Below are 26,952 nucleotides of genomic sequence, written 5' to 3' on the forward strand. Positions count from 1 at the left end.
CCCCAACTGCGAGAAGAGGTAGCAGACGCTGTGTGTGGACTGCTCGGAGTACTGACATCTCACGGAACGACCGCCGCCGGCGTCGAGCTGGTGAGCTCGGCGACTCACTGCATGCGCCATCGAGGCCCGGACGAGCCCGGTGGCACCTGGCACGACGACGACGTCGTGTACGGCTTCAATCGACTCTCGTTCATCGACATCGAACACTCGCATCAGCCGATGCGGTGGGGACCTCCGGGTTCACCCGACCGGTACGCGTTGGTGTTCAACGGCGAGATCTACAACTACCTCGAGTTGCGTGCTGAGCTCGCGCGCGATCACGGTGCAGAATTCGCCACCGAAGGTGACAGCGAGTCGATCGTCGCGGCATTTCACTACTGGGGCGCTGCCGCCGTGCAGCGTCTGCGAGGAATGTTCGCCTTCGCCATCTGGGACACCGAGACGCGCGAGATGTTCATCGCGCGCGATCCCTTCGGCATCAAGCCGTTGTTCTACGCCACGGGCCCGGGTGGAACCGCGTTCGGCAGTGAGAAGAAGAGCGTTCTCGAACTGATGGAGCTGCTGGGCGTCGATCTCGACCTCGACCCGCGGGCCATCGAGCACTACACCGTGCTTCAGTACGTCCCCGAACCGGAGACGCTGCACGCGGGGATCAGGCGGCTCGAGTCGGGTTGCTACGCCACCCTCTCCCCCGGTACGCCGCCGAAGATCACCCGATACTTCACACCGACCTTCCCGGTGAAGCCCTTCGCTCCCGGCAGCGAGAAGGCTCGCTACCAGGAGATTGCCGAGGCGCTCGAAGATTCGGTCGCCAAGCACATGCGAGCCGACGTGACCGTCGGTTCCTTCCTCTCGGGCGGCATCGATTCCACGGCCATCGCGGCACTGGCGATTCGACACAATCCGAACTTGATCACCTTCACGACCGGCTTCGAGCGCGAGGGTTACTCCGAGGTCGACGTTGCAGCGGAGTCGGCAGCCGCGATAGGTGCTCGGCACATCGTGAAAGTGGTCGGACCGGAAGAGTTCGCGGCGTCCATTCCCGAGATCGTCTGGTACCTGGACGACCCGGTAGCCGATCCGGCGCTCGTACCGCTCTACTTCGTCGCCAAAGAAGCTCGCAAACACGTCAAGGTCGTGCTGTCCGGAGAGGGCGCGGACGAACTGTTCGGCGGCTACACCATCTACCGCGAGCCGCTGTCGTTGAAGCCGTTCGAGTCTCTACCCGCATTTCTACGCCGCGCAGCCGGATCGTTGAGCGAGCGCATTCCCGAAGGCACGCGCGGCAAGAGCTTGCTGCACCGAGGATCGATGACCCTCGAGGAGCGCTACTACGGCAACGCACGCAGCTTCAACGACGCGCAGTTGCGATCGGTGCTGCGTGATTTCCGTTCGGAGTGGACGCATCAGGACGTCACCGCGCCCATCTACGCGCAGTCGCAGGGGTGGGATCCCGTGGCGCGTATGCAGCATTTGGACCTGTTCACCTGGCTTCGCGGCGACATTCTGGTCAAGGCCGACAAGATCACCATGGCGAACTCGCTCGAGCTTCGCGTCCCGTTCCTCGATTCCGAGGTCTATCGCGTGGCAGAGAAGTTGCCGCTGGAGCAGAAGATCACCAAGAGCACTACCAAATACGCGCTTCGCCAGGCGCTGGAAGGCATCGTTCCCGGTCATGTGCTGCACCGCGCCAAGCTCGGTTTTCCGGTGCCACTGCGCCACTGGCTGCGCGGTACCGAACTCTTCGACTGGGCTCACCAGCAGATCGCCGAGTCACAGACCGATCACCTTCTGAACAAGGCAGCCATCGTCGCCATGCTCGACGACCATCGGGCAGGCAAATCGGATCACAGCCGTCGCCTGTGGACGCTGCTCATCTTCATGGTGTGGCACGGGATCTTCGTGGAGAAGCGCATCGTGCCGCAGATCGCCGAACCGGAGTACCCGGTCAACATCTGACTGGTACACCCGTCTCCCCCGGGATCAATGTGGATTTCAGTCGCTCAGATTGCAACAAAGCCGCATTGATCCCGCTGAGAGAAGGCGAGCTCAGGCGGGCAGCAACGCGCCGATCTCCTCGCCGGCTTCGGCACCGTACGCCGCGCTCAGGCGCTTGATCGCGTCGTCGCGGTTCAGACTCCATTCCTGCGTTCCGGTGGTCTCGAGGACCAGCACGGCAACCAGAGAACCGAGTTGAGCAGCTCGTTCGATGCTCGCTCCGGCGAGGTGGCCGGTGAGGAACCCGGCACGGAACCCGTCGCCCACTCCGGTGGGATCGACCTTGCTCGTCTCGGGCACGACACCGATGTGGGTGTGCTTCCCACCCTTTTCGACGATGTCCACGCCCCGCTTGCCCAGCGTGGTGACCCGCAGGTCCACCTTGTCCGCGATATCGGCGTCGGACATCCCGGTCTTCTGCTTGAGCAGTGCCCATTCGTACTCGTTGGTGAACAGGTATGCCGCCCCGTCGATCAGGTCGGTGGCCTGTGCGGCGTCGAGTCGCGCGAGTTGCTGGGACGGGTCGGCGGCAAAGGGAACACCTGCTGCGCGGCACTGGTCCGTGTGGGCGGTCATCGCCTCCGGATCGTTGGCCCCGATCAGCACGAGATCGAGCTTGTGCTGCGCGGCCAGCGCGTCGATGGAGATGTCGCGGGCTTCGCTCATGGCACCGGGATAGAACGACGCGATCTGCGCCATGTCCTCGTCGGTGGTGCAGACGAAGCGTGCTGTGTGCGCGGTGGCGGACACGCTGACGCCACTGCAATCGACTCCGTGCTCTTCGAGCCAGGTCCGATATTCGGCGAAGTCCGGCCCCACGGCTCCGACGAGGAGCGGAGAGCCGCCGAGGACCCCAAGGGCGTAGGCGATGTTTCCGCCCACTCCCCCTTTACGGATGACCAGGTCGTCCACCAGGAAGCTCAGCGAAATGTTCGCGAGCTGATCGGCGACGATCTGCTCGGCGAACCGACCGGGGAATCGCATCAGATGGTCGGTTGCAATCGAGCCGGATACCGCGAGAGTCACGAAGAAGGGCCTTTCGGAGTGAAGTTCTGGATGATCGACGAGCAGACACGACTGTGACCGATACACGTATACGTGTATCGGTCACAGTCGAGAGCGAGTCAGCTCAGTTGAACGAGTCGCCGCACGCGCACGATCCGGTCGCGTTCGGGTTGTCGATCGTGAAGCCCTGCTTCTCGATCGTGTCCACGAAGTCGATGGATGCACCCTCCACGTAGGGAGCGCTCATCCGGTCGACTGCGAGGGTGACGCCGCCGAAGTCGACCGCGAGGTCGCCGTCGAGGCTTCGATCGTCGAAGAAGAGCTGATAGCGCAGTCCTGCACACCCACCGGGCTGTACAGCAATGCGCAGCGCGAGGTCGTCGCGGCCCTCTTGATCCAGCAACGCCTTGGCCTTGGCCGAAGCGGTCTCCGTCATGGTGACCTTGTGCGCCGTGGTTTCGGTCGTTGTGGTCTCATTCGAAACGGTCATGGGCTCTCCCTATCAGTCGTACCAAACCCGTGAACAAACTCAACCGTACTCCGGGTTGCTCTATTCCTTGCGCGCGCCGCCCCTGTTCGAGGGCCCGGCAACAGCACTGCTCGCCACGTGCGCGGCCAGCTTCTCGAGCTGATTGGCCGCATCGGTCATGGCCACCTCCACAGACCCGGCGAACTCGCTGATCGAGTGAGCGGCCGAGATACCGGCCGACGCCAAGTCGTCCTTGCTCAACGTCACCTGGCCGGCGAGCACCACGGTCTCGATTCCGGTGGCACCGCCTGCAGCGGCGATCCTGGTCACCAACTTGCCTCGCAGCGACTGCGAATCGAACTTTCCCTCCCCGGTCAACACCAGGTCGACGGAGTCCAGGAGTTCCCGCTGACCGGTTCGTTCCGCCACGACGGCAGCACCCGGCACCTGCCTGCCACCGAGCGCGAACAGGGCCGCCCCCATCCCGCCCGCGGCACCCGCACCGGGACGGTCTGCCACGTCGTGGCCCGCAGCCGACAGAACGGCAGCCCAGTCGGCGTTCAGTTCTTCGAGTCGCTCGACCGTCTCGGTGTCGGCACCCTTCTGCGGCCCGAACACCCGAGCAGCACCGGCATCGCCGAGCAGGGGGTTCTCCACGTCCGACGCGGCGACGAGGTCGATTCCCGAGAACCGTTCGATTGCCGACCCCAGCCCGCCGAGTGCGCGGATCATCGCTCGTCCACCGTCGGTGCAACTGCTCCCGCCGAGTCCGACCACGATCGACGTGGCGCCACTGTTCAACGCCTCGCTCAGCAGCTGTCCGACGCCGTAGCTGTTCGCCTTCAGCGCCGACTGCGGAGTCAGTGGACCGTCGACGAGGTGCAGCCCGCAGGCCTGAGCAGACTCGATGTACGCCACCGTGCCGTCGAGCAGCCAGCGGGCCTGCACCGGCGTCCCGAGCGGTCCGTCCACGTCGGCGACGTGGATTGTGCCGATGCGCGAGGCCAGTACCTCGACGAACCCCGGTCCACCGTCGGATTGGGGTGCCAGTTCCAGCTCGTCACCGCTCCGGACGCCCGCCCATCCTCTGGCAATGGCGGCGGCTGCATCTGCGGCAGTCAGGGTGTCCCCGAAGGAGTCCGGCGCAATCATCACTCGCATTCTCGGAAGTGTAGGACCGCAGTGCCCGAACAGCATCCGGTGCTGCGGCGCTGACCTGGCCGGTGTTCGAGTGCCTCCGCTCATCCCATACTCTGGTTGCGTGAAGCTGCTACGCCGTGGAAACTCTGACAATTCGGACGGACAGGACTCGAACGAGCCCGAGTCGACTGTGTCCGCCGGCGAGGCGACCTCGCCGGTGTCTCTCGGCAAAGGCCGACCGACCCCCAAGCGCCGTGACGCCGAGGCCCGCCGCCGTGGGCCGGTCGCTCCGGCTCCCCTGACGAGCAAAGAGGCACGAGAGCGCCGCAAGGCGAACAAAGGCAGCAAGGAAGACCGTAAGGCTGCCTCGAACGAACGGCGTGCAGCAGCTGCGGAGCGTCGGGCGCGCATGCTTGCGGGCGACGACAAGTATCTGCTGCCTCGTGACAAGGGCCCGGTGCGTGCCTACGTTCGCGACATCGTCGATGCGCGGCGCAATCTTGTCGGCTTGTTCATGCCGCTCGCTCTCATTCTCATCTTTGCGCTGTTTCTGCAGCCGCAGGTACAGCAGTACGTCACTCTCGGCATGTTCGTGATGATGCTGTTCATGGTCGGCGAGGGCATCTATCTCGGCAAGATGATCAACAACCGCATTCGCGTCCGGTTCCCCGACACTCCCGACGGCGGCTTCAAGATCGGCTGGTACGCCTTCGTACGGGCGTCGCAAATTCGGAAGATGCGTGCCCCCAAGCCGCGAGTGAGCGCCGGCGAGGCCGTCTGACGTCGGTGGCCGTGCCGTCTCGAACGCTCGTCCTCGGTGGAGCCAGATCCGGTAAGTCCGCGCACGCAGAATCGTTGGTCACGACCCGCCCGGTCCGTTACGTCGCGACCGGACAGCGCGATGCGTCCGACGAAGACTGGCAGCAGCGCATCGAACTCCATCGTGCGTCGCGTCCGCCCGAGTGGACCACGGTCGAAACCGTCACCGGGCTGGCGACGGTGGTGGCTCAGCGCTGGGGTGGCACCACGATGATCGACGATCTGGGCACCTGGCTCACGGGAATGCTCGACGACGCAGCGGCCTGGGACCTGCCTCGCGGGACGATTGCTCCGGCCGTGGACGACTTGGTCGCGGCGGTCTCGGACTGCAAGTCGACTCTCGTCATCGTCAGCCCCGAGGTCGGCATGTCCGTGGTTCCCGAGTCGCGTTCGGGTCGACTGTTCCGTGACGAGCTCGGTGTCCTCAATGCGCGTCTCGCGCACGTGTGTGACAGGGTTCTGCTGGTCGTCGCGGGCCTCGCGCTGACCCTCAAAGAACCACCGGCGGATTCCCTGACCGCGAAAGGCCCAGTGTGACAACTCCTGTGGACGAGAATCCGGCACCATCACCGTTTCGACCGGTGCCTTCGCCGTCCGATTCCGCGCGGTACGAAGCTGCCGAGCGGCAAGGTCGGTTGACCAAGCCGGCCGGTAGCCTCGGCCGTCTCGAGACGCTCGGCGAGTGGATCGCCGCCTGCCAAGATGTCAGTCCGCCGAAGTCCTTCGAGCGCGTCCGTGTCGTCGTCTTCGCCGGCGACCACGGCGTCGCCGCTCATGGAGTGTCCGCCTACCCGCCCGAGGTCACGGCGCAGATGGTCGAGAACATTCGCGCGGGCGGTGCTGCGGTCAACGTCCTCGCGACCATCGCCGGGGCCACTGTTCGGGTGGTCGACATCGCTGTCGACGCCGACACCGATCCGTCGGTGTCCGCCTTCAAGATTCGGCGCTCGAGTGGTTCCATCGACCGCGAGGACGCACTGAGCGAGGACGAGGTGCGCGCCGCCGTCGCCGCCGGCGCTGCCATCGCGGACGAGGAGGTCGACGCCGGTGCGGACCTTCTCGTCGCAGGCGACATGGGCATCGGAAACACCACGCCCGCAACCGTATTGATCGCCACCCTCACCGATACCGAACCGGTCGCTGCCGTCGGCCGCGGCACCGGAATCGACGACGCCGGGTGGATCAGGAAGACCGCTGCGATCCGGGACGCGATGCGGCGGGCTCGGCCGGTCGCCAAGAATCCCACCGACCTGCTGCGGGTGGCCGGTGGTGCCGACATCGCCGCCCTCGCCGGCTTCCTCGCGCAGGCGGCGCATCGGCGTACCCCGGTGATCCTGGATGGTCTCGTCGTCACAGCAGCGGCGCTGGTGGCGGAGGACGGTGCGGCCGGTGCCAGTGCCTGGTGGGTCGCCGGGCATCGTTCGGCCGAGCCCGCCCATTCACTTGCCTTGCGGCACTTGCGACTCGAGCCGTTGGTGGAGCTGTCGATGCGACTCGGTGAAGGCTCCGGCGCGTTGGCGGCGTTGCCGCTCGTTCGTGCGGGAGTCGACACGTTGAATTCGATGGCGACGTTCGCCGACGCCGGCGTCAGCACCGGCGACCCCGAAGTCCGCTGACCGTGAGGCTGCGGGCCGAGGGTCTGGTGCTCGCGTTCTCGTGGTTGACGGTGCTGCCAGTGCGCGGCCCGTCGCAGGTCGACAGGGTCCGCGCCGGTCGCGCGATAGCGCACGCTCCCCTGGTCGGTCTCGTTCTCGGGTGCGTGTGCTCGGCACTGCTGTGGGCGACGACGGTTGCCGGGCTGTCGGCAATCCTGTGCGGCCTCATCGCCGTTGCCGCCGCCGCGCTGCTGACGCGCGGGATGCACATCGACGGGTTGGCCGACACCGCCGATGGGCTCGGCTGTTACGGCCCGCCCGAACGTGCGCGCGAGGTCATGAAGTCCGGTAGTGCCGGACCGTTCGGGGTGGCGGCCATCGCTCTGACGTCGGCGATTCAGGCCGCGAGTCTGGGTCAACTCGCGCAGGAGCGACTGTGGTGGGCTGTCGTCGTGGTCGCGGTGACTGCCCGGGTGGCGGCAGTCCTGGCCTGCCGCAAGGGAATCGACGCATCGACGTCGGGCGGCTTCGGTGCGCTCGTGGCCGGAACGCAGTCCAACGCCGTCCTGACGCTGTGGGTCATTGCGGCAGCAGCTGCGTCGGTCTTCGCGCAACCCGATCGACCCTGGCAAGGGCCGCTGGTCGTCGTCGCGGTCCTGACCCTGTCGGTGTTTGCCGTTCGACACTGCGTCCGACGCTTCGGTGGCCTCTCGGGCGATGTTCTCGGTGCCGCGATCGAGACCACCACGGCGTCGGCCGCGGTGGGTCTGTTGATCGGCAGCTGATCAGCGGAGCTTGGTCATCCAGCCGTGGGTATCGGCGAAGGTGCCGCGTTGGATGCCGGTGAGGGTGTCTCGCAGTGCGAGCGTGATCTCGCCGGGTTCTCCGCCTGCGATCTCGAAAGAACCGTCGGTGGATTTGACGCTGCCCACCGGGGTGATGACAGCTGCTGTGCCACAAGCGAACACCTCGGTGATCTCGCCCGCTTCGGCACCCTTGCGCCACTCGTCGGTGGAGATCCGTCGTTCTTCGACGGGGATGCCGGAGTCCGTCGCCAAGGCCAACAGCGAGTCGCGCGTGATTCCGGGGAGCAAGGACCCGGACAGCGAGGGCGTCACCAACCGAGCGTCGGAACCCGAGCCGAAGACGAAGAACAGGTTCATGCCGCCCATCTCCTCGACGTAGCGGCGCTCGGTGGCGTCGAGCCAGACCACCTGATCGCAGCCCTCGTCGCTGGCCTGCGCCTGCGCAAGGAGGGAGGCGGCGTAGTTGCCTGCGAACTTCGCGGCACCGGTGCCGCCCGGTGCTGCCCGGACGTATTCGGTGGACAACCACACGCTCACCGGTTTGACGCCCCGGGGGAAGTACGCGCCTGCGGGTGAGGCGATCAGCATGTACCGGTAGGCGTCGGCGGGGCGCACACCCAGACCGGCTTCGGTGGAGAACATGTAGGGCCGCAGATAGAGCGCGTCCTCGCCGCCCGCCGCCGGGACCCACTCGTGATCGAGCTCGAGCAGCTTCTCGATAGAGCCGATGAACAACTCGTCCGGCATCTCGGGCATGGCGAGCCGCTTGGCCGAGGTACGGAATCGTTCGGCGTTGGACTGCACCCGGAACGTGGACAGATCGCCGTTGGGCTGGCGGTAGACCTTCAGGCCCTCGAAGATCGCTTGGCCGTAGTGCAGGACCATCGCCGCGGGGTCGAGCTCGATCGGACCGTACGGAGTGATCCTCGCATCGTGCCAGCCGCCGTCGCGGGTGTAGTCGATGCTGACCATGTGGTCGGTGAAGTGCTTTCCGAATCCGGGCGCAGCAAGTACCGCGTCACGCGCCGCGGAGGTTGCGGGCGAAGGATGCTGCACGTACGTGAATTCGGAAACACCTGTCATGCCGGGAATCCTATCGTGGGGTTCGTGGCGGTCTCACGCGGTCACCTGGTCTTGGCGACGACGAACGGCGGTGCGACCACTTCGCAGCGCAGGGCGCGGCCCCGAACGTCGACCTCGACCTCCGAACCCACCGCGGGAGCGGCCTGCGCGTCGAGGAGTGCAAGGGCGATACCGACCTTGAGAGTGGGCGAGAAAGTTCCGGAGGTCGTCGTTCCGAGATCGCGTCCCGACGCGCGCACCGTGAGACCGGGGCGTAGAACGCCGCGATCGAGAGCTTTGAGCCCACGCAGAATCCGTGCCGGACCGTCTGCTTTCTGGGCGGTCAATGCGTCCTTGCCCCAGAACGAGTCCTTGTTCCACCCGATCGCCCAGCCGCATCGTGCTTCGAGGGGCGAGATGTCCTGCGCCAGTTCGTGTCCGTGCAGCGGGTACCCCATTTCGGTGCGCAGTGTGTCGCGCGCTCCGAGCCCGCACACCTGACCGTCCCGAGACCGCACCGCAGCCAGCAGCGCCAGGAACAGCGGTTTCACGTCGTCGGCAGACGGGATCAGCTCGTAGCCATGTTCGCCGGTGTAACCCGTGCGGCAGACCCGGACAGGCAGCGAGTGCCAGGTGGCGTCCTCGAATGCCATGTAGTCCATATCGGTCGGTAGACCCAGTTCCTGCAGAACCTCGGACGCCTTCGGCCCCTGCACGGCCAGCACTCCGAACTCGCGGTGCCGGTTCACCACCGAGACCCCGGCGGGGGCAGCGGCAGCCATCGCCTCGACCACAGCTGCCGTGTTCGCAGCATTGGGTACCAGAAACACGTCCTCGTCGGAGACGAAGTAGGCGATCAGGTCGTCGACGACGCCACCGGACTCGGTGCAGCACAGCGTGTATTGCGCTTTGCCCGGTTCGATCCTGGCCAGGTCGTTGGTGAGGACGGAGTTCACGAATGCGGCGGCCCCGGGGCCGGTCACCGACGCCTTGCCGAGGTGGCCGACGTCGAACAGACCCACCGTTTCACGCACTGCCGTGTGCTCGACGACGACGCCGGCGTACGAGACCGGCATGGTCCATCCACCGAACGGTGCGAACGTCGCGCCGAGTTCGGTGTGCACGGCGTGGAGTGGTCCTTCGATCAACTCGGTGTCGGTCATGGCGGCCACGCTAGCTCACCTCGCGGAGCGTCTCAGGTCGGTCGCCCCGGTACGTCCCTCGATCGTCGACGCCGCCGACCGTCATTAGGATCGAGGGACATACACGTCAACCCCTACAGGAGCAGCCACGTGCCTTCCCCCTCGACGCTCACCCGCACTCTCGGACCCGACCTGATTCTCGCGGGCAAGCTCGGTAAGAAAGTCGACGTACTCGTCGTCGCATTGAGCACGAGTGACGACGGCCTCGAACTCTCCATCACCGACGACATTTCCGACGATGCGATCGCCACCGAATTGCTCGACGCGTTCGAAGCCGTCGGTGCCACCGGCAAGGCCGACGAAGTAGTGCGTATTCCGGCTCCGGCCGGCCTGGCCGTGGCGAGTGTGTTGGCCGTGGGCCTGGGCAACGCCGCCGACATCGACAGTGAACGCATTCGTCATTCGGCCGGCACCGCGGCTCGCGCGCTGTCCGGTGTCGAGACGGCGGCCACGACGCTCTCGGCGCTCGATCTGGGTGCGGCTGCCGAGGGCTTCTTCCTCGGCGCGTACCAGTTCGCCGAGTTCAAGTCGGCTCTCTCGGCACCGAAGCCGTCTGCGCTTCCGGTGACTCGCATCGAGTTGTTGGTGCCCGACACTCGTTCCAAGGATGCCAAGCGAGAATTGGAGAGGTCGATCGCGATTGCCGAATCGGTGGCTGTCGCAAGGGATTTCGTCAACACTCCGCCCAGCCATCTCTACCCGGAGGAGTTCGCGGCTCAGGCCAAGGCGCTGGGCAAGGCGGCCGGCCTCGAGGTCGAGATTCTCGACGACAAGGCACTCGAGAAGGGTGGCTACGGCGGCATTCACGGAGTGGGCAAGGGATCGTCCCGACTGCCTCGGCTCGTGCGCCTGACGCACTCGGGAGGCAAGCGCGGCGCGAAGAAGGTTGCCCTCGTCGGTAAGGGAATCACGTTCGACACCGGCGGCATCTCCATCAAGCCTGCTGCCGGCATGGAGAACATGACCTCGGACATGGGCGGTGCGGCAGCGGTCATCGCCACGGTGGTGCTCGCCGCCAAGGTCGGTCTGCCGCTCGACGTCATCGCCACCGTCCCGATGGCGGAGAACATGCCGTCGGGCACCGCTCAGCGCCCCGGCGATGTGCTCACCCAGTACGGCGGCATCACCGTCGAGGTGATCAACACCGACGCCGAGGGCCGCTTGGTACTCGCCGACGCGATCGTGCGGGCCTGCGAGGACGACCCGGACTACCTGATCGACACCGCGACGCTGACGGGCGCTCAGGTCGTCGCACTCGGCAACAGGACTCCCGGCGTGATGGGTACCGACGACTTCCGCGACCGCGTCGCAGCAATCTCGCAGGCGATCGGCGAGAACGGATGGGCCATGCCGTTGCCGAAGGAGATTCGCCGCGAACTCGACTCCAAGATCGCAGATCTCGCGAACGTCACCAACGGTCGAGCAGGTGGCATGCTCGCCGCTGCTCTGTTCTTGAAGGAATTCGTCGCCGACGGCGTGGAATGGGCTCACATCGACGTTGCAGGCCCGGCATACAACACCGGTGGTCCGTTCGGCTACACCGGCAAGGGCGGCACCGGGGTTCCGGTCCGAACCATGTTCGCGGTTCTCGAGGACATCGCCGACAACGGTTGATCGTCTCCCGTCCGTGCGCGAGGCCCATGCCCTCGCGCACGGACGGTGTCAGCTGTCGCGCTGCTGTTGTTCGCGCTGCCGAACGATCTTCTGCCGAGCGTCGTGATCACGCATCCGCTGCGGATAGCCCGTCTTGCGGACGTCGTACACCGGAATCTTCAGGTCCGATCCGATCTTTCGTACATATTTTTCATCGAGCGGTCGACGCGTCCACTCACCGTCGTTCGCGACCAGAACCACCGTCAGCGGCGTGACCGTCGTTTTCGGTTCCACGTAGGCCTCGACGCCGATTCGCGCCGAGGTCCAATCGGCCAGGTACTGGGCAACCGAGCCTTCGGGTGCCCGTTTCGCGCCCCCGCCGCTCGACTTGAATCGATCGAACAATCCCACGCGAACTCCTCTTTCGTACGGCCGGCGAAGTCCGAGTTTCGGTGCCGGATCTTTGTTACCCACCAGTTCGACAGGCGTGTTGCACGCCCTAGGGGAACGGCGAGGCGACATCAATGGAAGGATGACATTAGAGGGTTCAGCTCTCTTGATTGTGAACCAAGGCTCGTGAAGTGAGTAAGTGAGTTGCCGAGAGGGAGTGTCGACGTGGGCGCTGGATCGAGCCGAACGTGCTCGGTGAGTGTCGATCGCACCGGTGCCTCCGTCGAACCGAATCACCCAACTCTCGTCCATGAACCCTGTTCCGCCAGCACAATGGTCTGCGACCACAAGTCGTAAGAACTACATCACCCGCATACAACTGTCGAGGAGTCAACAGACATGGCCTTCTCCGTCCAGATGCCAGCTCTCGGTGAGAGTGTCACCGAGGGAACTGTCACGAGGTGGCTCAAACAAGAAGGCGACACCGTCGAAGTCGACGAGCCATTGCTCGAAGTCTCCACGGACAAGGTCGATACCGAGATCCCGTCGCCTGCTGCCGGTGTTCTCACCAAGATCGTCGCTCAGGAAGACGACACCGTCGAGATCGGTGGCGAGCTCGCTCAGATCGGTGACGCGGACGAGTCTTCCTCGTCCGACGCGCCGGCCGAGGACGCCGCTCCCGCCGAGGAGTCGGCGCCGGAGGAGCCTGCCGAGGAGCCCACTCCCGCAGCCGAGCCCGAGCCGCAGGCCGAGCAGGAAGCTCCCGCAGCAAGTGCCTCTTCCAGCTCCTCCGACTCGTCCGGATCCGGCACCCCGGTGACGATGCCCGAGTTGGGTGAGTCCGTCACCGAGGGCACCGTGACGCGCTGGCTCAAGGCCGTCGGCGACGAGGTTGCAGTGGACGAGCCGCTTCTCGAGGTGTCCACGGACAAGGTCGACACCGAGATTCCGTCTCCGGTCGCAGGCACCCTGCTGGAGATCTCCGCCGAGGAAGACGACACCGTGGCCGTCGGCGGCCAGCTCGCAGTCATCGGCTCCGGCTCGCCCGCCGAGAAGGCCCCCGAGCCCGAGGCAACTCCGGAGCCCGAGGCCCCGAAGGCCGAAGAGCCCAAGGAAAAGCCGAAGCCCGAGCCGAAGCAGGAAGCCCCCAAGAAGGAAGCTCCCAAGGCCGAGCCGAAGCCCGAACCGAAGCAGGAGGCTCCCAAGGCCGCTCCCGCCAAGGAATCGGCACCGTCGGGCGATTCGAGCCCGTACGTCACTCCCCTGGTCCGCAAGTTGGCGTCGGACAACGACGTCGATCTGTCGTCCGTCAAGGGCACCGGCGTGGGTGGACGCATCCGCAAGCAGGACGTTCTCGCTGCAGCCGAGGCCAAGAAGGCTCCCGCTGCTCCGGCCGAGGCCGCGGCACCCGCCGCAGCGTCGAAGCCCGCAGCACCGGCGACCGCGGGAGTTCGTCCCGAGCTCGCACACCTGCGCGGCACCACGCAGAAGATCAACCGAATTCGTCAGATCACCGCGAAGAAGACGCGTGAGTCGCTGCAGACTTCTGCTCAGCTGACGCAGACCTTCGAGGTCGACGTGACGAAGATCGCCGGCCTGCGTACCAAGGCGAAGGCGAAGTTCGCCGAGAACGAGGGCGTCAACCTGACGTACCTGCCGTTCTTCGCGAAGGCGGTCGTGGAAGCACTCAAGGCTCACCCGAACGTCAACGCCAGCATCAACGAGGACGCCAAGGAGATCACGTACCACGCCGATGTCCACCTGGGCATCGCCGTGGACACCGAGCAGGGCCTGCTCTCCCCCGTCATCCACAATGCCGGCGACCTGTCGCTGGCCGGACTCGCGCGGGCGATCAACGACATCGCCACCCGCGCACGTTCGGGTGGACTCAAGCCCGACGAGCTGTCCGGTGGCACGTTCACGATCACCAACATCGGCAGCCAGGGCGCGCTGTTCGACACCCCGATCCTGGTTCCGCCGCAGGCGGCCATGCTGGGTACGGGTGCGATCGTCAAGCGTCCCGTCGTCGTCAAGGACGACTCGGGCAACGAGTCGATCGGTGTTCGCTCGATGTGCTACCTGCCGCTCACCTACGACCACCGGTTGGTGGACGGAGCCGACGCAGGACGCTTCCTGACGACGATCAAGCAGCGTCTCGAAGTGGCATCGTTCGAGGCCGATCTGGGTCTGTAGACAACCGGCGAGTGTCGCGCCACGTATTCTCGTAGGAGCGCGAAACATTCGCATCGGGGTCTCGTTCACCAGGGGCACGGACAGAGCATCCGGGGCATCATTCGTTCGCGAATGGTGCCCCGGAGTGCGTCAAGGAGGCTTTCGTTCACATGCGCGTAGTCATTGCAGGTTCATCAGGCTTGATCGGCACAGCTCTCGTTGCAGCTTTGCGCGGCCGCAGCCACGACGTCACCAGACTGGTCAGACGCTCACCGGCGGGACCGGACGAGTCGCAGTGGGACCCGTCGCACGGCAGTATCGACCCCGCTGTGCTGGCCGGTGCCGATGCGGTCGTCAATCTGTGTGGTGTCGGTATCGGCGACAAAAGATGGTCCGGTGCGTACAAGCAGCTGGTGCGCGACAGCCGCATAGCGCCTACCGAGGTGATCGCGTCGGCTGCGGCCGACGCGGGTGTCCCCACCCTGATCAATGCCAGCGGCGTCAATTTCTACGGTGACACCGGCGACCGCGTGGTCGACGAGACCGCTCCGGTAGGAGACGGATTTCTCGCCGAGGTGTGCCGCGATTGGGAGAACGCCACGGCTGCGGCGTCGGAGGCAGGTGTTCGCACGATTCTGTTGCGCAGCGGTGTGGTGCTGTCGCAGCGCGGCGGCATGCTGGGCAAGCTGCGCCCGCTGTACCTGTTCGCGCTCGGTGGTCGATTGGGCAGTGGCCGACAGTACTTCCCGTGGATTTCGTTGGAAGACGAAATCGGTGCCATCGTGCACGGTATCGAGAACGACTCGCTGCGCGGACCGGTCAACATGGTGGGTCCGACTCCGGTGACCAACGCCCAGTTCAACAGCGCGATGTCGCGAGCGGTGCATCGTCCGGCCCCGTGGGTGGTGCCCGGATTCGCCCTGAAAGCGGTCATCGGTGAATTTGCCGAGGAGGCGATCCTGACCGGGCCGCGAGCCATTCCCAAGGCACTCGAGGATGCCGGCTACACCTTTGAGCACAACACCGTGGGCGAGGCACTGCGGGTGGCTGTCGGCTCATGACCCGGCGTAGCGTCTCGGTTCATGAGTGACGTGAACGCCCCGTCGATTCCGGCCACCGGCACCGACTCGGCCCGGGCCAGCAGCGAACCGGTCGTCGTGCGAGAGCTGGGCACCGTCGAGTACACCCAGGCGTGGGCTCTCCAGCGGGAACTGGCCGACGCCCGCGCCGACAATCGGGGCCCGGATACGTTGCTGTTGCTCGAGCACCCTTCCGTGTACACCGCGGGGCGGCGCACCTCGGAAGAAGACATGCCGCGCGACGGTACTCCTGTGGTCGAGGTGGACCGCGGCGGCAAGATCACCTGGCACGGGCCGGGCCAACTGGTCGGCTACCCCATCGTCGCGCTGGCGCAGCCGATCGATGTCGTCAAGTACGTCCGCCGGATCGAGGAAGCGCTGATTTCCGTGGTGTCCGATCACGGCATCGCGTGCGGGCGGGTGGACGGCAGGTCCGGGGTGTGGCTCGCGTCCGAGGTTCGCGACGGCGTGCTTCTACCCGAGCGCAAGATCGCGGCCATCGGCGTGCGAGTTCAGCGCGGCGTGACCCTGCACGGCTTCTCCCTCAACTGCAATTCGGCGATGACGGGTTTCGACGCGATCGTGCCGTGCGGAATCGCCGACGCCGGTGTGACGTCGCTGTCGCTCGAGCTGGGGCGAGACGTCCCGGTCGCCGAGGTACTCGAGTCGGTCACGACGGCAGTTCTGGCCGCGTTGGACGGATCGATGCCGGTCAGAGAGCACGAGCTCGAGCACCCGGAGATCACCACCGCGACGGTGAACCCGCAATTCACGACGGTTCGGTTCGGCGCGTAGCATTGCTGGCGTGACTGTGGCCCCAGAAGGACGCAAGCTGCTCCGCCTCGAGATCCGAAACGCGGAGACCCCCATCGAACGCAAACCCAACTGGATCAAGACCAAAGCCAAGATGGGCCCGGAATACACCGAGCTCAAAGGTCTTGTGAAGCGTGAGGGTCTGCACACGGTGTGCGAGGAAGCCGGCTGCCCGAATATCTACGAATGCTGGGAAGATCGCGAGGCGACCTTCCTCATCGGCGGCGAACAATGCACCCGTCGATGCGATTTCTGCCAGATCGATACCGGCAAGCCCGAGGATCTCGATCGCGACGAGCCTCGCCGCGTGGCGGAGAGTGTGCAGGCCATGGGCCTTCGCTACTCCACGATCACCGGAGTCGCCCGCGACGACCTCGAAGACGGTGGTGCGTGGCTGTACGCAGAGACCGTCCGGTACATCAAGAAGCTCAACCCCAACACCGGCGTCGAGCTGCTGATCCCCGACTTCAACGCCAAACCCGATCAGCTGGCCGAGGTGTTCTCCTCCCGCCCGGAGGTGTTGGCCCACAACGTCGAGACCGTGCCGCGCATCTTCAAGCGCATCCGTCCCGCATTCCGGTACCAGCGGTCGATGGACGTCATCACCGCCGCGCGTGACGACGGTCTGGTCACCAAGTCGAATCTCATACTCGGCATGGGCGAGACTCCCGAGGAAGTCCAGGAAGCGATTCGCGACCTGCACGAGGCGGGCTGCGACATTCTGACGATCACCCAGTACCTGCGACCGTCACCGCGGCACCACCCCGTCGAGCGGTGGGTCAAGCCGGAGGAGTTCGTCGAGCACTCCGACTACGCCACCGAGGTCGGGTTCGCCGGCGTGCTGGCCGGCCCGTTGGTCCGCTCCTCGTACCGCGCCGGACGCCTCTACGCGCAGGCCATGGCACACCACGGTCGCGAACTGCCCGAGAGCATGAGCCACCTCACCGACGGCGGCGAAGCTTCTCAGGAGGCCAGCTCGTTGATGGCTCGGCTGGCTCCTCGCTGATCGCTCCACTCGACGTGGCGCGATGCACGTGAGCGTCGGCACAGGCCGTATCCTGTGAGGTATGGCGAACGGCAGTAAAGCTGGCAAAGCGGCAAAGCCCAGCAAGGAAGCAAAGGCGGCTGCCAAGGCAGCCCGCAAGCAGGCATCGAAGGAACGGCGCAGCCAGTTGTGGCAGGCGTTCCAGATGCAGCGTAAGGACGACAAGGCTCTCCTTCCGCTCATGATCGGAGCGGTGGTCGGTCTCGGACTGATCGGCTTCCTGATCGGTCTGGCCTTCGGCTTCCAGTGGTTCCTTCTCCCCATCGGTCTCCTGTTGGGCGTGCTGGTCGCGTTCATCATCTTCGGCCGGCGGGTTCAGAAGTCCGTGTACAAGAAGGCCGACGGTCAGGCCGGTGCTGCGGCGTGGGCCCTGGACAATCTTCAGGGATCGTGGCGTGTCACCAATGCGATCGCAGGCACCACTCATCTCGACGCCGTGCACCGGGTGATCGGGAAGCCCGGAGTGATACTCGTGGCCGAGGGTGCGCCGCAGCGTGTGAAGACCCTGCTGGCCCAGGAGAAGAAGAAGACCGCCCGGCTGGTGGGCGATACTCCGATCTACGACATCATCGTCGGCAACGGGGAGAACCAGATTCCACTGTCGGGTCTGCAGAAGTATCTGTCGAAGCTGCCGAAGAACATCGACGGCAAGCGGATGGACACCATCGAGTCCCGGCTGGCCGCGTTGGGCACCAAGGGTGGCCCGGCAATGCCCAAGGGACCGATTCCCGGTGGGGCCAAGATGAAGGGCGTTCAGCGGACCATGAAGCGTCGCTGACCCGTATTTCGACCGACAGCCCTGGTGCGTCGACCCCTCAGCGGGTCCGCAGCAGGGCTGTTCCCGTTGCGCGGTCGTGCATTCCCCGGCCGTCCATGTCGGTGATCACGGCCGGGACGACGAACAGCAGAATGAGCTGCCGCACCAATGCCCGGACGAAACCGACTCGCGCATGGGCGTCGATGCGTCCCACCTGCACTCCCACGATGAACTGCCCCGGGGTGAACGAGAACAGCGAGACGCTCGCGATTCCTACGACGAACCACACGGCCAGCACGATCGTCGAGATCAGTCCGCTGGTGGTGTAACCGCCGAGAATCAGCGACGCCACACCGGTGGCCATCGTCCAGTCCAGCAGCAACGCCAGGACTCTACGACCGGTTCCGGCGAGTGCGCCGACGCCCTGCGCGGGCAGACCGAGTTGTTCCCCACGGAAGTTCTGCGGCGGTCGTGGGTTCGCGGCCGCCGGTCCGGACAACCAGGACCCTGTCATTCGTGCCATGATTCCCAGGATAGGCGCGGTCGGGCACACGGAAAAACGGGTGGACGTACTGTTGTTCGTGCCAACCGTGAACCACGACGTGTAACACGGGCGAAACACGAGCTTGACGGGCGGGCAACACCGAGTCCATACCGTCAGTTCGACGGACTCAACTAAGGAGCAAAAGCGTGGCGTTTTCCACGGCCCAAGAGGTCATCAAGTTCATCGCAGATGAAGGAATCGAATACGTCGACATCCGGTTCACCGATCTGCCGGGTGCGCAGCAGCACTTCTCCATTGCTGCCAAGGCCTTCACGGCCGACACCCTGGAAGACGGCCTCGCGTTCGACGGCTCGTCCGTCCGCGGCTTCCAGTCGATCCACGAGTCCGACATGATCCTGCTGCCGGACTACGCCACCGCTCAGGTCGACCCGTTCCGCAACGCCAAGACGCTGAACATCGACTTCTTCGTCCACGACCCGTTCACGCGTGAGGCCTACAGCCGCGATCCGCGTAACGTTGCTCGTAAGGCCGAGGAGTACTTGGCCAGCACCGGCATCGCCGACACCGCGTACTTCGGTGCCGAGGCCGAGTTCTACATCTTCGATTCGGTTCGCTTCGATTCGCAGGCCAACGGTGCGTTCTACGAGGTCGACTCGTCCTCGGGTTGGTGGAACACCGGAGCCGAGACCGAAGCCGATGGCAGCCCCAACCTTGGCTACAAGGTTCGCTTCAAGGGCGGCTACTTCCCCGTCGCGCCCTACGACCACTACGTCGACCTGCGCGATCAGATCTCGACCAACCTGCAGAACGCAGGCTTCGAGCTCGAGCGTGCCCACCACGAGGTCGGCACCGGCGGTCAGCAGGAGATCAACTACAAGTTCAACACGCTGCTCCGCGCGGCGGACGATCTGCAGCTGTTCAAGTACATCGTCAAGAACACCGCCTGGCAGAACGGCAAGTCGGCAACCTTCATGCCGAAGCCACTGTTCGGCGACAACGGCTCGGGCATGCACGTGCACCAGTCGCTGTGGAAGGACGGTAAGCCCCTCTTCCACGACGAGGCCGGATACGCCGGACTGTCCGATCTGGCACGTCACTACATCGGCGGCATTCTGCACCACGCTCCGTCGCTGTTGGCCTTCACGAACCCGACGATCAACTCGTACCACCGCCTGGTGCCGGGCTACGAAGCCCCCATCAACCTGGTCTACAGCCAGCGCAACCGCTCTGCGGCGGTGCGCATCCCGATCACCGGTAACAACCCGAAGGCCAAGCGCCTCGAGTTCCGCGCGCCGGACTCCTCGGGCAACCCGTACCTGAACTTCGCCGCTCAGATGATGGCGGGCCTGGACGGAATCAAGAACAAGATCGAGCCGATGGCTCCGGTCGACAAGGACCTCTACGAGTTGCCGCCCGAGGAAGCCAAGAACATTCCTCAGGCACCCACCTCGCTCAACGCGGTCATCGACCGTCTCGAGGCCGACCACGACTACCTCACCGAGGGTGGCGTCTTCACCACCGACCTCATCGAGACGTGGATCTCGCTCAAGCGTGAGCAGGAGATCGCTCCGGTCAACCTGCGTCCGCACCCGTACGAGTTCTCGCTCTACTACGACGTGTGAGTTCTCGGGTCATCTTTCGTCGGTGACCCGTCGATAGTCCACGAACGCCCGACCGGGCTGACCCGGTCGGGCGTTCGCGGTTCGAATGGGCTTGTCGCCGAAGCCATTTCGTCGTTTCGCTGCAAAAGGGTTCACCTGACGTTTGAATGGGTAACGACGGGGTACAGAAAAGCATCCGCGCTCAGCCGAACAGAGGACTACAACTGCATGGACGCTCTGTGGGACTTCATTGTCGGGCGGCGAAGGCAGTTGGCGATCGATTCGTATCTCCACGTGTCGGCCGTCATTCAATGTGTCGTCATTGCAACCGTCATCGGGGTGGCGATCGGTGTGCTCGTGTACCGAAGCCCTGCGGGCTCCGCAGTCGCGACGGCCCTGGCGAGTACGGTTCTCACCATCCCGTCGTTCGCACTGCTCGGAGTTCTCATTCCGGTGCTGGGTCTGGGCGTCAAACCCACTGTGACAGCACTTGTTCTGTACTCGCTTCTCCCCATCATCCGCAACACCGTGGTGGGCTTGGCAGCCGTCGATCCGGCCGTTGCCGACGCGGCTCGCGGAATTGGAATGAGCCGCGCTCTGGTGTTGCGCCGCATCGAGATCCCACTCGCGTGGCCGTCGATCCTCACCGGCATGCGCGTCAGTACGCAGATGGCCATGGGCATTCTCGCCATCGCCGCGTACGCCAAGGGTCCCGGACTCGGCAACCTCCTCTTCTCGGGCCTCGCCCGCGTGGGTAGCCCCACAGCTCTACCGCAGGCTCTGACCGGCACTGTCCTGATCGTCCTGCTGGCGTTGATCCTCGATGGGATCTACGTGTTGATCGGCAAACTGACCACCTCGAGGGGTATCCGTGAGTGACTCGACCCGTACATCGAATGTCTCCGGCGCGGAAATCGTGCTCGAGAACGTGACCAAGAGCTACCCGGGGCAGAAGCTCGCTGCCGTCGACAACGTGTCGATGACCATCCCCGCGGGCGAGGTCGTCGTACTCGTCGGGCCGTCCGGTTGCGGCAAGACGACGACGATGCGCATGATCAACCGTCTGATCGAGCCGACATCGGGCCGCATCACGATCGGTGGCAAGGACGCACTGTCGATCGATCCGAACGAATTGCGCCGCACCATCGGTTATTCCATTCAGCAGGCAGGTCTGTTCCCGCACATGACGATCGCGCAGAACGTCGGCATGGTGCCGGGTCTGATCGGGTGGAACAAGAAGCGAATCGACGACCGCACGGACGAGATGCTGGACCTCGTCGGCCTCGATCCGGCGGTCTATCGCCAGCGTTATCCGCGGCAGCTCTCCGGCGGTCAGCAGCAACGCGTCGGAGTCGCACGCGCTCTTGCCGCCGATCCCCCGGTGCTGTTGATGGACGAACCGTTCGGTGCCGTCGACCCGATCACCCGCGGGTTGCTGCAGGACGAATTGATGCGTCTGCAAGCAGAATTGGGCAAGACCATCGTTTTCGTCACGCACGATTTCGACGAGGCGGTCAAGCTCGGTGACCGCATCGCCGTGCTCGGTAACCAGTCCACGATCCTCCAGTACGACACCCCCGAGGCGGTGCTCGCCAACCCGGCCGACGACACCGTGGCCGGGTTCGTCGGAGCCGGAGCCGCGTTGAAGCAGCTGACGTTGATGCGAGTACGCGACATCGAGCTGTCCGACGTGCCGGTGTTCGGCGAGGACGACTCGGTGGAGTCGATGAACTCCGCGCTGGGATCGGATCCGGAAGCCTGGGGAATCATCGTCGACTCTCGTAGACGCCCGATTCGGTGGACGGATCGACGCCACCTCGCGGGTGTGGGGAGCCTCCGTGACGTCGGGGTGCCGATGGGAGAACTGGTGTCGACCCAGTCGACCCTGCAGGATGCTCTGGAAGCTCTACTGTCCGAGGGCAATGCGACGGCGACCGTCACCGGCAATCGCGGCGAGTACGTCGGCACCGTGACCATCGACGTGCTGATCGACACCATCAAGTCGTTGCGGTCGCAACACGCGAACGATCACGACGAGCCGCGCGAAGCTGCTGGGACTCCGTCGTGACGACACTCGCCGATACCGGCGACGAGACCAAGGACGCCGCGCGTACTGCCAAGCGCGCCGAGCGAATTCGTCTTCTCATCCAGCCGGCCCTGGTGCTGGTGATCGTGGCGATTCTGTTGGTCTACGCGTTGACCAGAGACCTCACCGCGACGCAGGCCGAGACGATCAACATCAGCACGATCTCCACCCGGGTTCTCGAGCATGTGCTGATCACCTTCGTCGTCACCGCGTTGGTGCTGGTCATCGCCGTGCCTCTGGGAATTCTGTTGACTCGCAATGGGTATCGCAAGGCTGCACCACTGTTCATCGGTATCGCGAACATCGGGCAGGCCGCACCAGCCGTCGGCTTGCTGGTGTTGTTGTTCCTGTGGACGGGCGCAACGGGTTTCTGGACCGGCGTTCTCCCGATCGCGTTCTATTCGTTGCTCCCCGTTCTGCGCAACACCATGTTGGGCTTTCAGACAGTCGAGCCGAACTACATCGATGCCGCTCGCGGACAGGGCATGTCGAACATGGGCATTCTGCGCCGCATCGAATTTCCGCTCGCGGTGCCGTTCATTCTGGCGGGTCTGCGCACCTCGCTCGTGCTCGCCGTCGGCACCGCAACTCTGAGCTTTCTCGTCGGAGCAGGCGGGCTCGGCGTGCTGATCGACACCGGCTACAAGCTCAACCAACCACTCATTCTCGTCGTGGGTGCCGTTCTCGCGGTAGCACTCGCGCTGCTGGTGGATTGGCTGGGCGCACTCGCCGAGGCCTACCTCGGACCGAAAGGACTCCGCTGATGCGGCGCACCACCCGACGACTCGCAGCGCTGTCCGCCACCACCGTTCTCGCGCTGACGGGGTGCGGATTGCAGTCCGGCGGCGCGATGCCGTTGTCGGTCGAGGCCGGCAGCATCACTCCGCTCGAGGGGCTCGAAGGTGCCGAGTTCACCGTCGGATCGAAGGACTTCACCGAGCAGATCATCCTCGGCTACATCCTCGAATTCGCGCTGAGCGCAGCCGGTGCCGACGTGCGAGACCTCACCAACATCGTGGGCTCGCAGAGCGTTCGACTCGCGATGCAGAACGGCCAGGTGGACCTCGCCTACGAATACACCGGAACCGGGTGGATCAACTACCTGGGCAACGAGAAGCCCATTCCCGATGCCACGGAACAGTTCGAGGCAGTGCGCGACGCCGACAAGGCCAACGGCATCGACTGGGTCAATCCCGCGCCGATGGACAACACCTACGCGCTGGCCATGAATCAGCAGGTTGCGCAAGAAACCGGCGTGCGCACGCTGTCGGACTACGCCGCTCTGGTGAACCGAGATCCCGCCGCCGCGTCGCTGTGCGTCGAGACCGAGTTCAACAGTCGCCAGGACGGGCTCCCCGGCCTCGCCGCCACGTACGGTTTCGACGCCAACGCCATCTCGGTGCAAATTCTGCAGACCGGCGTCATCTATCAGGCAACTGCGGACGGTTCGCAGTGCCGCTTCGGTGAGGTGTTCACCACCGACGGCCGAATCAAGGGCTTGAACCTGACCGTGGTCGAGGACGACAAGGCGTTCTTCCCGCGGTACAACGCGACTGTCGTCGTGCGGCAGGAGATCGCCGATCGCTATCCGGAGATAGCCCAGGTCACCGCGCCCATCTCCGCTGCGCTCACCAACGAAGCGATCTCGGAGTTGAACAAGCAGGTCGACATCGACGGCCGGGAACCCGCGGACGTGGCACGCGACTGGATGGTCGAGCAGGGCTTCGTCACCGCGGGCAGCGACTAGAGCCCTCCGAACGTCCTCTCCACGACTGCCTTGGCCCGACGCGTGACGCGCAGGTAGTTGTCGAGGAATGCCCCGGCGTCGCCGTTCTCCCACCCCGCCACCTGTGCGACGGCGGACAGTACGGCACCCGGTCTCGGCAGTTGGTCGGTCGGCTTACCGCGAACCAGGACGAGCGCATTGCGCGCTTTCGTCGCCAGGATCCACGCTTCGCGCAGCAACTCGATGTCGGTCTCACTCATCAGCTCGGCTGCGCCGATCGCGTCGAGAGTTTGCAGCGTCGAGGTGTTGTGCAGTGATTCGACCTTGTGTGCGTAGCGGAGCTGGATGAGCTGTACGGTCCACTCGATGTCCGCCAGTCCCCCGCGTCCGAGCTTGGTGTGGGTGGCCGGGTCGGCTCCCTTGGGGAGACGTTCGGAGTCGATCCGCGCCTTGATACGCCGAATTTCACGGACGGCGTCGGCGGACACTCCACCCTCGGGGTAGCGAACCTTGTCGGCCATCAGCAGGAATCGGATGCCCAGGTCCTGATCTCCCGCCACCTGATGCGCACGCAGCAGAGCTTGCACCTCCCAGGCCTGCGCCCACTGGGCGTAGTACGCGGCGTAGGACGACAGCGTGCGCACCACTGGGCCGTTGCGACCTTCCGGGCGCAGGCCGGTGTCGACTTCGAGCGGCGGGTCCGTGCTCGGTGCCCCGAGCAGTTTCCGGATGCGATCGGCAATGGTGTTGGCCCACTTGACCGCAACGGTCTCGTCGACGCCGTCCACCGGTTCGCAGACGAACAGCACGTCGGCGTCGCTTCCGTAGCCGAGTTCGCCGCCGCCGAGGCGTCCCATACCGATGACGGCCAGGGTCGCCGGTGCCGGCTCGCCGCGCTCCTTCTCACTCGCCCGCACGGCGGCCGCCAATGCCGCGTTGATCACTGCGGCCCACACCGAGGACAACGCCCGGCAGACCTGAGGGACGTCGAGCATGCCGAGTATGTCGGCCGAGGCCACCCGGGCCAGTTCGTGGCGGCGCAGCGCTCTGGCGGCGTTGATCGCCCGAACCGGGTCCTCGTAGCGAGCCGAGGACGACAGGATGGCGCGGTAGGTCTCTTCGGGTTCGGCGTCCAGCAGGCGCGGGCCGGTGGGCCCGTCGGCGAACAACCTGATGACCTCGGGGGCCTTGATCAGCAGGTCCGGCACGTACGCCGAGGATCCGAGCACGATCATCAGCCGCTGGGCCACCGCACCCTCGTCGCGCAGCACTCGCAGGAACCACGTCTGCTCGCCGGCCGATTCCGAGAGCCGTCGGTAGTTCAGCAGTCCGGCGTCGGGATCCGGTGTGTCGGCGAGCCATTCGAGCAACGTCGGCAGCAGCACGGCCTGAATCTGACCGCGGCGGGTACCGGAACCGACCAGCGCTCGCAGGTGGCCCAACGCATTCTGCGGCGTCGCGTACCCGAGCGCGGCAAGCTGACGCGTCGCCGCGTCGGGGGTCAAACGCACTGTCTCCGAGTCGAATTTGACCACCGAGTCGAGTAACGGTCGGTAGAAGAGCTTGGCGTGCAGCCGACGGATGCGCTGCGCGTTGCGCTTGATCTCGGCGTTCAGCACACCGAGCGCATCGCGGTTACCGTCGGGGCGCATGTGCGCGGAACGCGCGAGCCACCGCAGACCTTCCTCGTCGTCCGGTGGAGGCAGGGTGTGTGTGCGACGCATCCGCTGCAACTGCAGTCGGTGCTCGATCAATCGCAAGAATTCGTAGGACGCGGTCAGGTTCGCGGCGTCGTCACGGCCGACGTACCCGCCCTCGGTCAGAGCCGTCAGGGCATCGGTCGTGCCCAGTACGCGCAACGACTCGTCTGTTCGGCCGTGCACCAACTGCAGGAGCTGGACGGCGAATTCGACGTCGCGCAGACTGCCGCGTCCGAGTTTGATCTCCCGTTCGCGCAGCTCGGTCGGCACCATCTCCTCGACCCGTCGCCGCATCGCGCGGACCTCGGGCACGAAGTCCTCACGCTGGCTGGCCAGCCACACCATCGGATTGACGGCATCGACGTAATCGTTGCCGAGGGCGATATCGCCGGTCATCGGCCGAGCCTTGAGCAGGGCCTGGAACTCCCACGTCTTGGCCCAGCGCTTGTAGTAGGCCACGTGCGAGTCGAGCGTGCGAACCAGCTCGCCGCGCTTACCTTCGGGGCGAAGCGCAGCGTCGACCTCGAAGAACGCCGAGGACCCGATGCGCATCATCTCGCCGGCGATCCGACTCGCCTGTGAGTCCGCCGGCTCGGCGACGAACACGACATCGACGTCCGAAACGTAATTGAGTTCGCGCGCACCGCATTTGCCCATGGCGATGACGGCCAGCCGCGTCGGACACGGGGCATCGGGACACACGGTCGCCACCGCCACCGACAGAGCCGCAGTGAGCGCCGCGTCTGCCATGTCGGACAGTTGAGCTCCCACCACCGTGTACGGCAGAACCGGTTCGTTCTCGACGGTCGCGGCGAGGTCGTAGGCGGCCAACACCATGATCTGGTCGCGGTACTTCTTGCGCAGGGCGATCACGGCGGGCGGGCCGGTGACGGACGCCCGGTACAGATCGGGTGCGGCATTGGGCCCGGTCTCCGGCTCGGCCCCGACGGCCTCGAGCAGTTCTGCGACCAGCGTTGCCTTGCTGGGCAACTGGATCTTCGCCGACACTCCGCTGCTCTGACCTTCCGCGGTCAGTAACAACCGCCAGGTGGTGTCGTCGGCAACGAGGTGGTCGGCGAGCGCACTGGACGCGCCGACGAGTCCCAGGAGGCGGCCGCGGAATCCCTTGTCGTTACGCAGTGCGGCGTCGAATTCGGCCCAGCCACTGCCGAGCATCTCGTACATGCGCACCAGCGTGCGCAGTGCGAGATCGGCATTGGGGGCACGCGAGAGCGACCACAGCAGCTCCAGACTCTCTTCGCCCGTCCAGCCCAGGGTGCGCAGATCGGACGGCGCAGTCTCCTCGACGAGACCGAGGCGGCCAGGTCCGGGTACGACCGACCTGGAAGTGGGAGGACGCACCATCAGAATCCACCTCGGGGTGCCACA

The 26,952-nt window shown here is 65.3% G+C and carries 24 protein-coding genes; 16 read left to right on the forward strand and 8 right to left on the reverse strand.

Annotated elements, in window-relative coordinates:
- Window positions 1-30: 30 nt before the first annotated feature.
- The gene (asnB, locus tag JLZ96_RS17530) at window positions 31-1,959 is read left to right on the forward strand and encodes an asparagine synthase (glutamine-hydrolyzing) (RefSeq protein ID WP_201010846.1); all 1,929 of its coding nucleotides are present in this window, start codon (window positions 31-33) and stop codon (window positions 1,957-1,959) included.
- Between the two features lie 90 nt (window positions 1,960-2,049).
- Here asnB and JLZ96_RS17535 read toward each other — a convergent pair whose 3' ends face one another.
- The 3 genes from JLZ96_RS17535 to JLZ96_RS17545 all read right to left on the reverse strand — a co-directional run bounded on the left by JLZ96_RS17535 (window position 2,050) and on the right by JLZ96_RS17545 (window position 4,633).
- Window positions 2,050-3,024 (reverse strand): carbohydrate kinase family protein, encoded by a 975-nt coding sequence (locus JLZ96_RS17535; RefSeq protein ID WP_094621146.1) that lies wholly within the window; start codon window positions 3,022-3,024, stop codon window positions 2,050-2,052.
- 103 nt (window positions 3,025-3,127) lie between these two features.
- Complete coding sequence (locus JLZ96_RS17540; RefSeq protein ID WP_027497390.1) at window positions 3,128-3,493, reverse strand: iron-sulfur cluster assembly accessory protein; 366 nt, start codon at window positions 3,491-3,493, stop codon at window positions 3,128-3,130.
- Window positions 3,494-3,553: 60 nt separating this feature from the next.
- Window positions 3,554-4,633 (reverse strand): glycerate kinase, encoded by a 1,080-nt coding sequence (locus tag JLZ96_RS17545; RefSeq protein WP_063216722.1) that lies wholly within the window; start codon window positions 4,631-4,633, stop codon window positions 3,554-3,556.
- A gap of 100 nt (window positions 4,634-4,733) precedes the next feature.
- On the opposite strand from JLZ96_RS17545, the gene JLZ96_RS17550 reads away from it, so the two are divergent.
- Genes JLZ96_RS17550 through JLZ96_RS17565 form a run of 4 tightly spaced genes read left to right on the forward strand, consistent with a single transcriptional unit; the run spans window position 4,734 to window position 7,811 of the window.
- Complete coding sequence (locus tag JLZ96_RS17550) at window positions 4,734-5,393, forward strand: DUF3043 domain-containing protein (RefSeq protein WP_027497392.1); 660 nt, start codon at window positions 4,734-4,736, stop codon at window positions 5,391-5,393.
- Window positions 5,394-5,398: 5 nt separating this feature from the next.
- Window positions 5,399-5,968 carry a bifunctional adenosylcobinamide kinase/adenosylcobinamide-phosphate guanylyltransferase gene (cobU, locus tag JLZ96_RS17555; protein WP_201010847.1) on the forward strand — a complete coding sequence of 190 codons (570 nt, stop codon included), beginning with the start codon at window positions 5,399-5,401 and terminating at the stop codon, window positions 5,966-5,968.
- Window positions 5,969-6,012: 44 nt separating this feature from the next.
- Window positions 6,013-7,047 carry a nicotinate-nucleotide--dimethylbenzimidazole phosphoribosyltransferase gene (cobT, locus tag JLZ96_RS17560; protein ID WP_228139231.1) on the forward strand — a complete coding sequence of 345 codons (1,035 nt, stop codon included), beginning with the start codon at window positions 6,013-6,015 and terminating at the stop codon, window positions 7,045-7,047.
- Window positions 7,048-7,049: 2 nt separating this feature from the next.
- The gene (locus JLZ96_RS17565) at window positions 7,050-7,811 is read left to right on the forward strand and encodes an adenosylcobinamide-GDP ribazoletransferase (RefSeq protein WP_048318652.1); all 762 of its coding nucleotides are present in this window, start codon (window positions 7,050-7,052) and stop codon (window positions 7,809-7,811) included.
- Here the strand turns inward: JLZ96_RS17565 and JLZ96_RS17570 are convergent, their stop codons facing one another.
- Window positions 7,812-8,915 carry a branched-chain amino acid aminotransferase gene (locus JLZ96_RS17570; protein ID WP_027497396.1) on the reverse strand — a complete coding sequence of 368 codons (1,104 nt, stop codon included), beginning with the start codon at window positions 8,913-8,915 and terminating at the stop codon, window positions 7,812-7,814.
- Window positions 8,916-8,956: 41 nt separating this feature from the next.
- On the reverse strand, window positions 8,957-10,057 hold the full coding sequence (gene gcvT, locus JLZ96_RS17575; RefSeq protein WP_201010848.1) for a glycine cleavage system aminomethyltransferase GcvT: 1,101 nt from the start codon (window positions 10,055-10,057) through the stop codon (window positions 8,957-8,959).
- Window positions 10,058-10,186: 129 nt separating this feature from the next.
- Between gcvT and JLZ96_RS17580 the strand changes: the two genes are divergently transcribed.
- Window positions 10,187-11,710, forward strand: a complete 1,524-nt coding sequence (locus tag JLZ96_RS17580; protein ID WP_201010849.1) for a leucyl aminopeptidase — start codon at window positions 10,187-10,189, stop codon at window positions 11,708-11,710.
- A 48-nt stretch (window positions 11,711-11,758) separates the two neighbouring features.
- On the opposite strand, the gene JLZ96_RS17585 is transcribed toward JLZ96_RS17580, so the two are convergent.
- On the reverse strand, window positions 11,759-12,100 hold the full coding sequence (locus JLZ96_RS17585; RefSeq protein ID WP_032368429.1) for a hypothetical protein: 342 nt from the start codon (window positions 12,098-12,100) through the stop codon (window positions 11,759-11,761).
- Window positions 12,101-12,478: 378 nt separating this feature from the next.
- Here JLZ96_RS17585 and sucB point away from each other — a divergent pair, with 378 nt between their 5' ends.
- From sucB to JLZ96_RS17610, 5 genes are all read left to right on the forward strand, one after another.
- A complete protein-coding gene (gene sucB / locus JLZ96_RS17590; protein ID WP_201010850.1) occupies window positions 12,479-14,272 on the forward strand; it encodes a 2-oxoglutarate dehydrogenase, E2 component, dihydrolipoamide succinyltransferase in 1,794 nt (597 codons plus the stop codon).
- 149 nt (window positions 14,273-14,421) lie between these two features.
- Window positions 14,422-15,312, forward strand: a complete 891-nt coding sequence (locus tag JLZ96_RS17595; RefSeq protein WP_032368125.1) for a TIGR01777 family oxidoreductase — start codon at window positions 14,422-14,424, stop codon at window positions 15,310-15,312.
- Window positions 15,313-15,333: 21 nt separating this feature from the next.
- A complete protein-coding gene (gene lipB / locus JLZ96_RS17600) occupies window positions 15,334-16,125 on the forward strand; it encodes a lipoyl(octanoyl) transferase LipB (RefSeq protein ID WP_032370282.1) in 792 nt (263 codons plus the stop codon).
- A 10-nt stretch (window positions 16,126-16,135) separates the two neighbouring features.
- On the forward strand, window positions 16,136-17,149 hold the full coding sequence (gene lipA, locus JLZ96_RS17605) for a lipoyl synthase (protein WP_176456727.1): 1,014 nt from the start codon (window positions 16,136-16,138) through the stop codon (window positions 17,147-17,149).
- Between the two features lie 61 nt (window positions 17,150-17,210).
- Complete coding sequence (locus JLZ96_RS17610; RefSeq protein WP_027497404.1) at window positions 17,211-17,966, forward strand: DUF4191 domain-containing protein; 756 nt, start codon at window positions 17,211-17,213, stop codon at window positions 17,964-17,966.
- Between the two features lie 37 nt (window positions 17,967-18,003).
- Here the strand turns inward: JLZ96_RS17610 and JLZ96_RS17615 are convergent, their stop codons facing one another.
- Complete coding sequence (locus JLZ96_RS17615; RefSeq protein WP_032368127.1) at window positions 18,004-18,468, reverse strand: RDD family protein; 465 nt, start codon at window positions 18,466-18,468, stop codon at window positions 18,004-18,006.
- A 167-nt stretch (window positions 18,469-18,635) separates the two neighbouring features.
- On the opposite strand from JLZ96_RS17615, the gene glnA reads away from it, so the two are divergent.
- From glnA to JLZ96_RS17640, 5 genes are all read left to right on the forward strand, one after another.
- Window positions 18,636-20,072: a type I glutamate--ammonia ligase gene (glnA, locus tag JLZ96_RS17620; RefSeq protein WP_032368128.1), complete on the forward strand. Its 1,437-nt coding sequence runs from the start codon at window positions 18,636-18,638 to the stop codon at window positions 20,070-20,072.
- Between the two features lie 207 nt (window positions 20,073-20,279).
- Entirely contained in the window at window positions 20,280-20,930 is a 651-nt protein-coding gene (locus tag JLZ96_RS17625) for an ABC transporter permease (protein WP_027497407.1), read from the forward strand.
- The gene (locus JLZ96_RS17630; RefSeq protein WP_027497408.1) at window positions 20,923-22,119 is read left to right on the forward strand and encodes an ABC transporter ATP-binding protein; all 1,197 of its coding nucleotides are present in this window, start codon (window positions 20,923-20,925) and stop codon (window positions 22,117-22,119) included. The genes JLZ96_RS17625 and JLZ96_RS17630 overlap by 8 nt, the downstream gene beginning before the upstream one ends.
- Window positions 22,116-22,901: an ABC transporter permease gene (locus JLZ96_RS17635; protein WP_027497409.1), complete on the forward strand. Its 786-nt coding sequence runs from the start codon at window positions 22,116-22,118 to the stop codon at window positions 22,899-22,901. The genes JLZ96_RS17630 and JLZ96_RS17635 overlap by 4 nt, the downstream gene beginning before the upstream one ends.
- A complete protein-coding gene (locus tag JLZ96_RS17640) occupies window positions 22,901-23,884 on the forward strand; it encodes a glycine betaine ABC transporter substrate-binding protein (protein WP_201010851.1) in 984 nt (327 codons plus the stop codon). The genes JLZ96_RS17635 and JLZ96_RS17640 overlap by 1 nt, the downstream gene beginning before the upstream one ends.
- Here JLZ96_RS17640 and JLZ96_RS17645 read toward each other — a convergent pair.
- The gene (locus tag JLZ96_RS17645; protein WP_094644280.1) at window positions 23,881-26,928 is read right to left on the reverse strand and encodes a bifunctional [glutamine synthetase] adenylyltransferase/[glutamine synthetase]-adenylyl-L-tyrosine phosphorylase; all 3,048 of its coding nucleotides are present in this window, start codon (window positions 26,926-26,928) and stop codon (window positions 23,881-23,883) included. The genes JLZ96_RS17640 and JLZ96_RS17645 overlap by 4 nt on opposite strands.
- Between the last annotated feature and the right edge of the window lie 24 nt (window positions 26,929-26,952).

Origin of the sequence: Rhodococcus sp. NKCM2511, from assembly GCF_014905595.1 — a bacterium.
GTDB classification, from domain to species: Bacteria; Actinomycetota; Actinomycetes; order Mycobacteriales; family Mycobacteriaceae; genus Rhodococcoides; species Rhodococcoides fascians.

Excerpts from the sequence above, each read along its gene's own strand:
- JLZ96_RS17625 (WP_027497407.1), top strand. The coding sequence starts at position 20,280 with ATGGACGCTCTGTGGGACTTCATTGTCGGGCGGCGAAGGCAGTTGGCG.
- JLZ96_RS17570 (WP_027497396.1), bottom strand. The coding sequence starts at position 8,915 with ATGACAGGTGTTTCCGAATTCACGTACGTGCAGCATCCTTCGCCCGCA.
- lipB (WP_032370282.1), top strand. The coding sequence starts at position 15,334 with ATGAGTGACGTGAACGCCCCGTCGATTCCGGCCACCGGCACCGACTCG.
- gcvT (WP_201010848.1), bottom strand. The coding sequence starts at position 10,057 with ATGACCGACACCGAGTTGATCGAAGGACCACTCCACGCCGTGCACACC.
- JLZ96_RS17615 (WP_032368127.1), bottom strand. The coding sequence starts at position 18,468 with ATGGCACGAATGACAGGGTCCTGGTTGTCCGGACCGGCGGCCGCGAAC.
- sucB (WP_201010850.1), top strand. The coding sequence starts at position 12,479 with ATGGCCTTCTCCGTCCAGATGCCAGCTCTCGGTGAGAGTGTCACCGAG.
- JLZ96_RS17540 (WP_027497390.1), bottom strand. The coding sequence starts at position 3,493 with ATGACCGTTTCGAATGAGACCACAACGACCGAAACCACGGCGCACAAG.
- JLZ96_RS17610 (WP_027497404.1), top strand. The coding sequence starts at position 17,211 with ATGGCGAACGGCAGTAAAGCTGGCAAAGCGGCAAAGCCCAGCAAGGAA.
- JLZ96_RS17645 (WP_094644280.1), bottom strand. The coding sequence starts at position 26,928 with ATGGTGCGTCCTCCCACTTCCAGGTCGGTCGTACCCGGACCTGGCCGC.
- JLZ96_RS17595 (WP_032368125.1), top strand. The coding sequence starts at position 14,422 with ATGCGCGTAGTCATTGCAGGTTCATCAGGCTTGATCGGCACAGCTCTC.
- JLZ96_RS17545 (WP_063216722.1), bottom strand. The coding sequence starts at position 4,633 with ATGCGAGTGATGATTGCGCCGGACTCCTTCGGGGACACCCTGACTGCC.
- JLZ96_RS17640 (WP_201010851.1), top strand. The coding sequence starts at position 22,901 with ATGCGGCGCACCACCCGACGACTCGCAGCGCTGTCCGCCACCACCGTT.